General features: G+C 35.5%; 12 protein-coding genes. 8 read left to right on the top strand and 4 right to left on the bottom strand.

Annotated elements, in window-relative coordinates; translation table 11 throughout:
• Positions 1-4 precede the first annotated feature (4 nt).
• Genes CSB87_RS10730 through CSB87_RS10720 form a run of 3 tightly spaced genes read right to left on the bottom strand, consistent with a single transcriptional unit; the run spans position 5 to position 1,987 of the window.
• The gene (locus CSB87_RS10730; protein WP_031952192.1) at positions 5-808 is read right to left on the bottom strand and encodes an aminotransferase class IV; all 804 of its coding nucleotides are present in this window, start codon (positions 806-808) and stop codon (positions 5-7) included.
• Complete coding sequence (locus CSB87_RS10725; RefSeq protein WP_031952191.1) at positions 809-1,477, bottom strand: hypothetical protein; 669 nt, start codon at positions 1,475-1,477, stop codon at positions 809-811.
• Positions 1,478-1,480: 3 nt separating this feature from the next.
• Entirely contained in the window at positions 1,481-1,987 is a 507-nt protein-coding gene (locus CSB87_RS10720) for a hypothetical protein (RefSeq protein WP_031952188.1), read from the bottom strand.
• 704 nt (positions 1,988-2,691) lie between these two features.
• On the opposite strand from CSB87_RS10720, the gene CSB87_RS10710 reads away from it, so the two are divergent.
• The 8 genes from CSB87_RS10710 (at position 2,692) to CSB87_RS10670 (ending at position 12,068) form a co-directional block, all read left to right on the top strand.
• Positions 2,692-3,774, top strand: coding sequence for a helix-turn-helix domain-containing protein (locus CSB87_RS10710; protein WP_031952184.1), 1,083 nt, complete (start codon positions 2,692-2,694; stop codon positions 3,772-3,774).
• 205 nt (positions 3,775-3,979) lie between these two features.
• Positions 3,980-4,159: a hypothetical protein gene (locus tag CSB87_RS10705; RefSeq protein WP_001141891.1), complete on the top strand. Its 180-nt coding sequence runs from the start codon at positions 3,980-3,982 to the stop codon at positions 4,157-4,159.
• A gap of 114 nt (positions 4,160-4,273) precedes the next feature.
• Positions 4,274-5,287, top strand: a complete 1,014-nt coding sequence (locus CSB87_RS10700; RefSeq protein WP_000211630.1) for an SMODS domain-containing nucleotidyltransferase — start codon at positions 4,274-4,276, stop codon at positions 5,285-5,287.
• Positions 5,287-6,999, top strand: a complete 1,713-nt coding sequence (locus CSB87_RS10695; RefSeq protein WP_000421732.1) for a ThiF family adenylyltransferase — start codon at positions 5,287-5,289, stop codon at positions 6,997-6,999. The genes CSB87_RS10700 and CSB87_RS10695 overlap by 1 nt, the downstream gene beginning before the upstream one ends.
• A 5-nt stretch (positions 7,000-7,004) precedes the next feature.
• Positions 7,005-7,466, top strand: coding sequence for a Mov34/MPN/PAD-1 family protein (locus tag CSB87_RS10690; RefSeq protein WP_000913090.1), 462 nt, complete (start codon positions 7,005-7,007; stop codon positions 7,464-7,466).
• Between the two features lie 2 nt (positions 7,467-7,468).
• Positions 7,469-8,857, top strand: coding sequence for a dsDNA nuclease domain-containing protein (locus CSB87_RS10685; protein WP_001276481.1), 1,389 nt, complete (start codon positions 7,469-7,471; stop codon positions 8,855-8,857).
• 44 nt (positions 8,858-8,901) lie between these two features.
• Positions 8,902-10,719 (top strand): hypothetical protein, encoded by a 1,818-nt coding sequence (locus tag CSB87_RS10680; RefSeq protein ID WP_031952181.1) that lies wholly within the window; start codon positions 8,902-8,904, stop codon positions 10,717-10,719.
• 245 nt (positions 10,720-10,964) lie between these two features.
• Complete coding sequence (locus CSB87_RS10670; RefSeq protein WP_106105070.1) at positions 10,965-12,068, top strand: hypothetical protein; 1,104 nt, start codon at positions 10,965-10,967, stop codon at positions 12,066-12,068.
• On the opposite strand, the gene CSB87_RS10665 is transcribed toward CSB87_RS10670, so the two are convergent.
• On the bottom strand, positions 12,057-12,695 hold the full coding sequence (locus CSB87_RS10665) for a hypothetical protein (protein WP_031952177.1): 639 nt from the start codon (positions 12,693-12,695) through the stop codon (positions 12,057-12,059). The genes CSB87_RS10670 and CSB87_RS10665 overlap by 12 nt on opposite strands.
• Positions 12,696-12,701 lie beyond the last annotated feature (6 nt).

The following is a 12,701-nucleotide window of genomic DNA, read 5'->3' as shown; positions in this document are numbered from 1 at the left end:
AAATTTAGATTGAGGTGGTTTTTACTTTCGCAAGAGGTCTACTCTTAATTACCCTGATTTCTGAAGCGGTACTAGTTGTAAATGCAGCTACTATGTTACCATCTAATTCATTAAGGTTTATTGGTCTTTCAACCACGCCTACATCTCTTTTTTTCAACAGACTAATTGCAGTATTTCTTGTAATACCATCCAAACAAAACTCTAAAGATGGAGTAATAACCTTATTATCCGAAGTGACAAAGAAAATATTATGAGCACTGGTTTCAGTAATATAATTATCTGACGATAGTAAAAGCACATCGTCAAAATTTAGACTTTTATTTTTCAATGCCATAAAACTATCATAGTAGTTTTTAGATATTTTTTTATCGATTGATGATATATCTCGTCTATGTTTTGAAACCTCTAAACTAATTATATCTGGTAATTCCTTTCGTGAATGCTCGAAAGTAAAAACAGAGAAATTAGTGGTCGGTGGATTTTTTAGATTCATTATACCACTTTCGTAGAAGAAAATAGGCCTAATATAAAGCTCTTTATTTATATTCAATTGAACACATTTTATAATCTCTTCTTGTATGTATTCTTTTGAATATTTTTTCACATTAAAACCTAAATGTTCTGCACTTTTTAAAAGCCTAACCACATGATCTTCAAGCCTAAAAATAAAACTTCCTTTTTTATCTATATATGATCTTAAACCCTCAAACGCCGTGACAGCATAATTTAATGAAAATACATCAGGTTTATAATTTTGATTTTCATCCTCTAAAACCTTCCCCTGATGCATAATTGTTATCGATGTCATTTAAATGTGTCCTTTATTATTAACAAGTTGATATAAATTTGCTCCACTTCTCACTTGTGATAAAATTGATTCTTCAATTTTATTGATTTCTAAAGCTAATTTAATTACTTGATCAATGTATTGTCTATCAACTGAAATAACTCCAGATCCATCACCAATAATTAAATCGCCTTGATTAACAAAATGATTATTAACTATACAGCCTTGTCCCACGCTATCAACCTTCATACATCCTTGTGAGTCCATAACACCAAATCCATAGTTCCACACAGGTATATTGATTTGTTGTAGATCCTCATAATCCCGAATTAAACCGTTAGATATAATTCCTGTATATCCACTTTGGCTGATATAATTGATACTCATTCCACCAAGTAGAACATAATTAACTGATGGCTCTAAGCAACCCGCTACATATACAGTTTTAGTTTCATGTGGTTTTATAAATTCAATAAACCCTTTAATTTCTTCCCAAGTTGACAATCCTGCATCTTGTATATTATTTGTTTTACGTGTCGGCCCCCACATTACTGTGTCTGCATAACCATAAAATGCTTCTCTATTCATTGAACTCATGTTCTTAGAAAGCCATTTGCATGGTATTCCAAGCTTGTCCAAAGCATCGGAAATATTAGATGTTGATGGAATTTCTTTATCTATTAAATTCATTCTTTAAACTCGCTCGAAAACAGCCCAACCCATCGGAACTTCACCAAAATCTTTAATGATTTTTAGATCAAATTTTTCTGCTGCTTTAAGTGTTGTTACACATAAATCATATTTATTTTCTTTTACGAGTTGTGCAGCTTTTGAGTTGCTGTCTACTAACGTAATATCTTTATCAGTTATTCCTGCCGCCTTAAACAACTCCACGGGGGCAGGATGGCTACACGCTCGGCTACCTTTAGCTCCTTCTGCAATAACCATAGGCATAGTATTAAAGTGAAATAAACTTGACATTCTGATTTTATCGAGATTCTTAAAAACAATATCGTTCAGCTTAGGATAAACCACACATAAAATTACCTTATCCACTTCACCATTCTTTAAACCTTCAATTGATAATTCTGGAGTTGTGTAAAGTTGCACTTCACCTTCATTACTCGCCTCTTTAAAAATATAATATTCCGCAGCTTTTTCAGAATTTGTTAGTGCTGGTCCAAGAGTACCCACTTTCATTTTTCACCCAATTTCCGTATCAATAAGACAATTTTATTAAACTAATTTCACATAATATACAGAACCGTCTGTATATTTAGCAGGCTAATTTATAGTTTGTTTTTTGTCAACAAGTATCAACTGATACAAAAAATAAATTAAAGGCTAAATTAGTTATTAAATTGTATTAGTTCAGACTTGATCGACATGGCTCCTCTTGAAAAAGCGACATTTGCCCATTTTGATAGAGGTGTCAAAATCTTAATCAAACAAAGGAACGGTAATCGCCCTAAAAAAATAGAACCTAAAGTAGAGTTTTATCTTAATGCTGGACAGACTAACTTAAAGGAGGTGGTGTGCTACAGGACTTATTGTCAAGTCAGACTTAGCTCATGGATAAAGCCTACAATTCCAAGGATAGGGGAATTGATCCAGCCCATAAGATTAATGGTCAAATCATGAGGCCATCCAAAAGTTTTGATAATGTATTTATTTTAAGAAGCTATTGACCTAATCTCTCACCATGTTCTAGTTTGGATATACAGTCAAATGTAAACTCAAAAACACTACATATTGTATTTATTTTCAGAAACACACAATATATAGTACACAAAAAGATGAAAGTGAAATTTTAGGAATAATTTGTAGAAAAATTTGCATAACTTTTTCTGCTCAGTTATCATCCATTTAACTTGATCTGTAAGTCAATGATCTTGGAGGTGAATATGGCTCATTTCAATCCTGATATGCTTAGTATTGCACGAAACTTTCGTGGCTTCAGTCAAACTGAACTAATTGCTGCAATGGGACAGACTATTACCCAAGCTTCATTATCTAAAATTGAGAGTGGGGACTTAAAACCCTCCGATGAAGTTATCCAAAATCTATCTAATGCCCTACATTTCCCTATACGATTTTTCGAACATATTGAAAAGCTAAATGCACTACCAATTAGTTTGCATGCATATAGAAAAAAAAGCACTACCACAGCTAAAGCATTGAGCCGTATGAATGCTGAAATGATGTTAAAAATGGGCCATGTACAAACATTAGAATTGTTCACAAATGTTCCAAAAAGAAAAAACGCCTTACCAACTTTTAAAATTGGCCTAGATGTAAACACTCCTCAAGAAGCGGCTAAAAAGCTTAGATCATTGTGGATGTTAGGAAATGACCCTATTGAAAACCTAACTGCCACTGTGGAAGATGCAGGGGTTTTAGTCTTTTTATGCGACTTTAAAGATAACAATGTTGATGGCATATCCTTAAAAATGCATGGTGTATCTCCATGTGTATTTTTAAATGCAAACCAGCCAAATGACAGAATACGCTTCACATTAGCACATGAACTTGGGCATTTGGTCCTCCATGAAGAGCCATCTGAGTTCATGGAAAAAGAAGCAAATGACTTTGCTGCCGAATTCTTAATGCCAGAAGAAAAAATTATTGATCAATTAGGTTCAACTAATTTAGCTCATTATCTAAGACTTAAAAAAGAATGGAAAACCTCAATGGCGGCCTTAATCTATAGGGCGTCAGAGTTAGGAACTATAACTTCAAGTCAAAGTGCCAACTTATGGCGGCAGATGGCTATGCGTGGTTATCGTAAAGTTGAACCAAATGAATTGGATCGAGAACCGACATATAGAGTAGCTTCAATGCTCTTTGACTACGCAATAGATGCAAAAAAAACATCAACATCTGTCATTAGTGAGTTATCTCAATTATTTGACTTATATGAAGATGACTTTAAAAAACTATATTATTTTGACCTAGATTCAATGGAGACTATTGAGATGGTTTCATAAATTAAAAAGCCGACTCTATTGGGTAGAGTCGGCTTGATAGATTTTCACACAGGAAAGGCATATGGCTCTAAGCCCTACGCATACCTCATGTTAGATCTGGCTGTCAGAACCCCATTCTAACATTTAGGCCCGTAAATCTCAAGATTTACCCGCTTATTTTGGTATGCGCCCTGAAAAACGAGCCGCCAAAATAGGAGGGCTAACAATGCCTACCGAAAATCAAGACTTCGTGTTTTGTAAATCTTATCGCCATAAATCTGGAAAAATTATTGTCCATCCAACTGGATATTTTAAATTTCCCAGAACTCGGCCATTGAAAGAAGAAAAGGATACTATCCGTAATAAAAAATCGGATGATCCTGATAACTCAAACTCAATATCGTAAACAAGGTTAAATAACCTACTGCTATGCAACAAAGTTCACAGTAGTAGGTTACTTAATTTTTCTGATCGCACTTAATTTTATGCCCCATTTTAGTACATGGGCTCAGAGAGAATTATGACAACTCAACAGCAGTTTCTTGACCTACTTTCCGATATTGAACCCTCTACAACAACGGTTAATGATTGTTCAAGCGCACATAATACGCTTCGTGATGCTTTAAAAGTGCATAATGAATTCAGCAAAGTACATGTGCATACATTCTTATCAGGTTCTTATAAAAGAAATACGGCAGTACGTCCGACTACCATAGGCGGAATCACACAAAGGCCAGATGTAGATATTATTGCCCTTACAAATCACACAATTAATGATGACCCTCAAATTGTCCTTGATGCAGTACATACGGCATTAAAGGATATTGGATATACCGATCTTACCGTTAACCGTCGTTCAGTAAATGTTAAGTTGAAAAAAGTTGATATGGATGTTGTCCCTATCATTTCAGATGGATATGGCGGCTATCTGATTCCAGACATTCATCTTGAAGAATGGCTAGTTACCAACCCTCCAGCTCATACCGAGTGGACTGTTGAGGTGAATAAAAATGCAAATGGTCGATTTAAACCTCTTGTGAAGCTATTTAAATGGTGGCGTCGTGAGAACTTGTCTGATTTAAAAAGACCAAAAGGATTCATTTTAGAATGCCTGGTTGCCAAGCATATGAATTACTACGAATCCAACTATGAAAAGTTGTTTGTTTATCTTTTAGAAACGATCAGGGATTCTTATGGGATTTATGCGTCACTAGGCATAATTCCACATTTAGAAGATCCTGGTGTTGCAGGCAATAATGTTTTTTCTGCGGTTACAGCAGATGAGTTCAAAACTTTTTTTGAAAAGGTAGAAGAACAAGCTGCTATTGCACGAAACGCCTTAAATGAAACAGATGATGATAAAGCATTAGCCCTATGGCGGCAGGTTCTGGGTAATCGTTTTCCACGTTCGGCTTCACACAAAAGTGCAAACTCTGCTGATATGGCCAGCTCTTTAATCCGTTCTGCTCTAGGTGCGGGATTAACATTTCCATCAACCCCTGTTTATCCAAATAAACCAGGAGGCTTTGCGTAATGGAACTGCTAAAAACACCATTAGAACGCCTAGCTCAAGAACGGCAGTTATTGACTGATCTTGAGAAAGAGAAAAATAGTTTTAAGATTCAGGAATGGAACTCAACAGACACAAATGAACTGCATTTGAACTTCTCTCTAAAGATAGGAACTATAGATTTTAATGGTGTTTTAGTATATCCAGAGCTTTTCCCAGAGCTACCAGCATATATACGCCCACAAAAATCTGGTGAAAGATGGAGTATCTTGCACCAGTATGGTGGTTCAGGAGTGCTGTGTCTAGAATATGGCCCAGATAATTGGAATACCAATATCAGTGGAGTGGATCTAGTTAGAAGTGCCCAGCTTCTTTTATTAACAGATGCAATGACTGTATTGGAGATGAATGTAGAACCTGTACCATCTAGGCATTCTGAAACAATAGGTCAAAAATTAAGAAGTGTTTCAGAAAGGTTCATTGAAACACCTATGTTACGTCACATACTCTTGGGTAGTGATTCCGAGAAAATGGACTTTAAGATTGCCATCTCAAGCTTTCGAGACAAAACCGTTATTGTTCCAACAAATATTCAGAACAAACCTCTACCTGACATCGTACCATCATTTTCTAATGAAAGATTTGAATTGTCTGGATGGGCAATACGAATTGATTCTGTTCCTCAATTAAAGGAATCCGTAAATGACCGAGTTTCATTAGAATCCTTTTTAGGCAATTTATGGCCTGCTCAGGAGGAATTCACAAGTTCCATACAGCCTATATTGTTATATGACATAAAGGGTAACTTGGAACTATTCTTGGTTAATAATACAGCACCACTTTTCGTAAGTTATCCTGCTATTAATCTACATGATGATCAGAGCCAAAGATTGCCAGCACAATTTAGCCATCTCAATGATATAAGGGTAGCAATAGTAGGTCTTGGATCGTTAGGAAGTAAAATTGCAATTTCACTGGCACGGTCGGGTTGTAAAAACTTTCTACTTATTGATGATGATATTCTGCTCCCCCACAATCTTGTCCGTAATGAACTCAACTGGTTAGATGTTGGCTTTGCTAAAACCTATGCTGTTGAAAGAGCATTAAAACGAACAGCATTAGACATACAAGTTGAAACGTATGAAATGCAAATTGGTGGACAGGAAAATCCTCATTTAAATTCCAATATCGCTAATGCCATTGCCACATGTAATCTGATTGTTGATGCGACAGCAAATACCCATACGTTCTTAACATTAGCTGCAATTGCTAAAAGAAAACACATTCCCATGGTATGGGGTGAAATTTTTGGTGGCGGTGGTGGAGCAATGATGGCCCGTAGTCGTCCAACGTTAGATGCCTCCCCCTTAGAACTTCGCAATCATATTTATGGTGTCTTACAAACGTTGGAACCAATTCCAGAGGGCAAAGTTAATAATTACGGCTTTCAAACACAAAACCAAACATATATAGCATCAGATGCAGATGTAACAGCTCTTGCAGCATCTATGACGCAGTTCACATTAGATACTTTATGTACAATTGATGAGCAATCCTCTTATCCATATTCAGCATATTTAATAGGGTTCCGTAGATATTGGATGTTTCAATGTCCTTTTGATACTCGTCCTATCGACTGTTCGGGTGCTTTAGTAGCAGAATCTCCTACGGATAAAGAAATATTTGAAAGGGAAAATGGCAATTCTATTGAAGAGCCTGAACCGATGAAAGGTTAATACTGATGCTGAAAATATCCATTCCTACTGACATACAAGTTTTACTGGTAAAAGCCCTATTGAAGTCTGGAACCCACGAATGTGGCGGTGTTTTAATGGGTGAGCATATTGGTACAAACCATTTTAGAGTTAACTCATTAACTATTCAAAAGAGTGGAACGATAGCATCCTTTGTACGTGGAATTACGGATGCTATTAAAGCAATCCGTCTTTTTCATAAATCAACAAACAATAATTATCAAAAATTTAACTATTTAGGTGAATGGCATAGCCATCCTCTCTTCAGTGTACAACCCAGCAGTAAAGACCATCACACCATGAGGGAATTGGTGTCCGATCCAAAAGTGGGTGCAAATTTTGTAGTCTTACTGATTTTTCATTTAAAAAACAATCATCTTGATGGCAGTGCTCACACCTACCTACCAGATGGTTCCTGTTACCGATCCACCCTAGATTTAGAGAGATAATAATGAGTGCGAGTCTGTTAGAAAAACAATCAACTGGTGGTGCGATTGCACGAGTAGGATTTGAATATCAGGATGCATTTGTATTAAGGAGCTTACCGCTATGGCTTTCACAAAGTGCATTTAGCCATATAGTGAGTGAAGCATTAAGTGATATAGAAGTTTGTTATTTTTCTTCGGAAAAGTCATTACATGTAATGTATGAAGCAAAAAATCACTCCTTAACGGCTACGGAATTTTGGGATGAAATAAGGCGTTTTAAAAGTCTTTTTGATACCCACCCAAAAAACTTTATTTGGTTTAATTTAGTATGCCCAAGTTATAACACCGCTATCTCACCATTAATTTCAAAAATAGACCGATTAAGAGGGGTTGGATCTTCTTATGATGACGACTCTTCAGTTTCAGTGAATGGGCGCTCGGAATACCTTGATTGGTGTGTTGGTAAAAAAATTGATTTCTCTTTAGCTGAATTTGCTCTTGATTATGTTGGTTTCATAACTTTTAATTCTGAGAATAGTGAGTCTATATTTCTAAGTGAAATTCAAGACACAATAAATATTGAACTGCTCAGGAGTCAGGTCAAACAACTAAAAGATCAGTTTAAAAACCTGATTTCTCGTTCTTCTTTTGGTCCAATATATCGCAAAGACTTTGAAAATTTTATTTGCCATGCTCTTGAAGAAGATAGAAGCCAGTGGCTATTAGATCCTATTAAAATTAATCTTTCAGCATCATCCAGTCAGTATCAAGACTTAAACTTAGATATTAGTGATTTCAATGGTCCTGATCGTGCTCAAAAAACCTCCAGCGACTGGAACAGCCTAATCAAAAAAGCAGTATCGATTGGGGATTTCATTCATAACAGTGGTGACCGTAGAACCCTCCTTATAGATGGCAAACAAAGAATGTCCACTGCATGTATGCTTGGCTATGTTTTTAGTGCCACACGTAATTTCCTACTCGAAATAGAACATAATGGCCTCATTTATCGCACTGATGACCATAAACAGAAAGAGGGACAATTTTTTACTAAAATCGAAGCTGTTGAACCACAGGGTGAAACTGAAGCCATAGTCGCTATCGGATTTCCTACAGCTATAGGTAAAGACATTGACTCTACGATTAATGAAGTAAAGAGCTTGCCTAGATTGAATTTAGAAAGCTCTCATGCCATTGATAATATGGAGACTCTAAATCTTGCTGTGAGAGAGGCAAAATCTGCTTTAGTTTCATTTAAATCCGAAAATAAGTTATCTAAATTACACCTCTTTATTAAAGCACCCTCAGTTTTTGCAATGGTCTTGGGACATCGCTTGAATGGTATTTGCGATATCCAGCTTTACGATTGGGTAGATGGGCAATATATCCCTACAGCCGAACTGAACTTATAAGAAGAATTGATTATTCGATAATATTACCAATAGAGAGGTTGATCATGAACAATCATTCTAATGAAGAAAATACTGATAACTCTTCAGATAAAAAATCACCCGCATTCAAAGTCCTTGAATCCAATGCTGAAAAGTTCTTAATGGTTTGGTGGTATGGGGCGTTAGCAAAAACTGATCGTAGAACTATTCAACCTAAAGTTCATGTTGCTTTTAGGGAACTTCTGGAAGATAACACACCCACAGATAATTTTATTTTTATTAATGCCAATATAACAGATTTGGTGTCTTGGCCTATTGGCACAGTTTGGCACCATGAACGATTGGTTAAATATATTCCCTTGGAAATACGGGAATTTGATATTGACCATACGGATTTTAAACATACCTATGTTCAAACATATAAGCGAGACGAAAAGACAGGGAAAATAGATCATTTCTTCTCAGATAGGAATAAATTTTATATTAATCCAGGCCAACGTGAGAATTGTATTTCTTTCTCTTTAAAGGATCAGGAATATAAGGAGCTTCTCGTACCTTGTTTTGAATTTCTGGTAAGAGGATATGGTATCTCTACAGAACTTCCTAGAATTCTGACGACATATGATGAGGCCGAAAGACATGAACGGCTTTACACCCCTCACCCAGAAGAGGAAAATATCTGGACTATCCTTATAGGTGATAGTCTTACATTAGATGATCATGTATTTATTGCCTACTATAAATACAGCGAATATACCCAGGATGCCGTAAGGATCTTATTTAGCAGTATTGCAAAACATGATGATTTTACTCAAAGAAACCATATATACCCTAAAGTAATGCCGTGGCATGAGGAAACGAGAAAAATTAGGGTTTCAGGTTTCTGTCTCCCTGACACCAATGCCTTTTTAGCCTTGACTATTCTTGGAATGGAACTACCAGACCAAACACATATCAGACGTGTTCCAAAAGTAATTCATCGAGTTAAGAAACCTGTAGATGTCAACTCACCTAATCCTCCTCAGTTGCAACTAGGTCCTGGTCAGATTAACGTATCTGAAGATCAAGGAGGGCGCAAACCATTATCACAATCGGTTATTTTAGGTCATGAATTTACATGGTTAGGTTCAGGCCCTATCGGGGAAAAAAGTAAAACAAAGTATGAAAGAACCATCACCCAGCCACAGAGAAAGAAAAATACAAAAGAAACAAATACGATTGGTACAGGGGAACCTGATAGCTCTAAAGACGTTCTTAATTCCCAGATCAAACCGACCACTGATGAAGATAAGGCAACGGAGTTTGAAGCTCCAGATCATGGAAGAATTATGGGCCTTTGGAATGCTTGCTTAAAAGCACACAGGTTAAATCCCTGTATTGTGAATGCAGTACACTATTACACTTTTGAAGAAGAGTTTGATTACAATGATAAACCAACTCTCATGGCCTTTATTACAGGTTCAGAAGAACAAGCTCATATAAACTGGTGTTACGCTGACTCATTCAAGACAGCACTCCGTGGAGCACTGGTCATTCGATTATCTCTTGTAGGTTGTCCGCCAGTTTATATTTTCGATATACAACCAGCGACTTATGTTTCAACTGTAGAGGGAGAAAGCGTTCTCAAGGAGCGTGGGCATGCTGGAGTAATATTTAGGTCAAGGACCTTGGAACAATTTGAACAGTATATTTCTGATCTCATGGAAAGCTTGCCTTTATCAGAAGGCTCATATACAACAACTCTCTTAGGCTCCAATATGGTTACCCAATTATTTGTTTTTAGACATTCAAACTCTACTGGTTTGTCAGAGGGCGAATCAACCTTATTGAATGCTCTAAGAAAAATTGGAATTATCAATATTAATTTAAAAGAAGAACCGTAAGAACAAGCTCCCTTGACGGAGACTCGTTTAATACCAGCCAAAATAAGATTATTTATTGAATATCTGCAAAAAAGTTTTGCTTATAAGGATGATAATACTAAAAAATAAGTATATCTCATCTAAAAATTATGATTGTCATCAAAGATGCAGATTCTCCAAGTAGCTTATTTCAAATAAAAAACTTTATCTATTAAAAGCTTAAATCAATATAATATACTATTTCTTTAGGGAATTTTGAGGTCTAAATGTCTGAAATTGATTTTTATAATAGATTGAACAGATTAGAGAAAAGACGAAAAGGTACTGACCTTACATACAATGCTTTTGATAGTGTAACAGCAGGCGTAACTTCATTTAATGAGTTTGATGAATTAAAACGCACAATAGAAAAATGGCAGATTGTATCAGACAAACCATCTATCCGTTATGCAGTAGGAGCAATGCAAGAAGTTAGTAAACGTTACACAGAAATCAGTATTGAAACTGCTAAAAGAATTGAAAAACAATTAGAGCCCAGACTACTAAATAATCATAACATTGTCACAGAATATAGATTACAAGGGTCAGTTCCCCTAAATATTCATATCAAAGGTGTAAGTGATGTTGATTTACTTGTACTTAACAAATCACATTATCGTACAGAGGGTTATTTAGGTACTTTACGCCATGATGACATAAAAATATTAAGAGAACTCAGAAACGCATGTACTTATGAATTAAGACAAGCATATCCTGCCGTAACAATTGATACTACTGGTGCTAAATCTATAACTTTAACAGGTGGATCACTTCCTCGAGATGTAGATGTTGTACCCTCTCATTGGGTAGAAACATATGAGTACCAACAACAAAAGCACCTTTATTTAAGAGGAGTCAATATTCTAGATAATAAAACTCCTACTACATTGATGAACTTACCTTTCAAGCATATTTTTTATATAGATTACAAATGTAAATACTATGCTGAGGGAGGATTGAAAAAATCTATCCGCCTTTGTAAAACAATAAAAGCCGATTTAGTTGAAGAAGGCAAAGTAATTTACTTAAGTAGTTTTGATCTAGCCTCTATTATGTATCATTCCAATCTAGAAAATTTAAAGAAAGGTAGAACAAATGCTTTAGCAATAGTTCTTGAAACAAAAAGATTTTTTGATTATCTGTATCATAATCCAAACTATAGAAATAGCCTATATACACCTGATATGACCAGAAAAATATTTGATAGTTATCAGAAAGAAACCTCTCTCACAACAATGAGCATTGCATTAGATAAACTCGTTACGGAAATACGTAAAGATTTGGGTTACCTATATGACGAGACCATTGGCTCTTATCCATTAGTTATCTAATTTTTCCCATAACATTGTTCCCATCGTTCTTCGTCCAGTAACATTATAATATTTAGCACTGGCACTTTTATTATCTTTATGAAGTGTCAGCTCTACAAATCCTCGATGAATACGCAACTCTTCATGATCCAAATCTTTTGGTTTATTTTCATAACTATAAAGAACTTTGTATTCTTCAATTTCATCATAAATGATTGCAGCAGAAATACTGTCAGATGTAGAAAATTCTGTTTCTAATCTGATTCTTACTTTATCCCAACTTTGTAAAATTGTTACTTGTCCAATCCACTCTCTATTATGCCTAATCATTTCAGAATTTTCTTCTTGGTAATCAGAGATGCCTTTACATGCCCATTCTCCCGAAATATCAGGATATTTCAGAATCTTGAAAAATAAACCTGTTTTCCATATCCATTTATCAAATAGAAAATAAAAAGTAAGAAATAATAAAGCAGTGATAGCACTAGAAATGATGACATTCCAATAAGGAGACAATCCACCCAAGAACTTCAGTAAAAAGTAAATCAATATCCAAGATATAAACGTAGCAAGTGAATAAACATATTTCCCTGCATGAGACCTATTGAATCCATTATGAACACAATATTCATGACCTAACTGCCCCATACATAC

Source organism: Acinetobacter sp. AR_0276 (assembly GCF_003000705.1).
GTDB lineage: Bacteria > Pseudomonadota > Gammaproteobacteria > Pseudomonadales > Moraxellaceae > Acinetobacter > Acinetobacter nosocomialis.
Note: the sequence above shows the minus strand (reverse complement) of the source record. Positions and strands in the feature narration are given on the sequence as shown.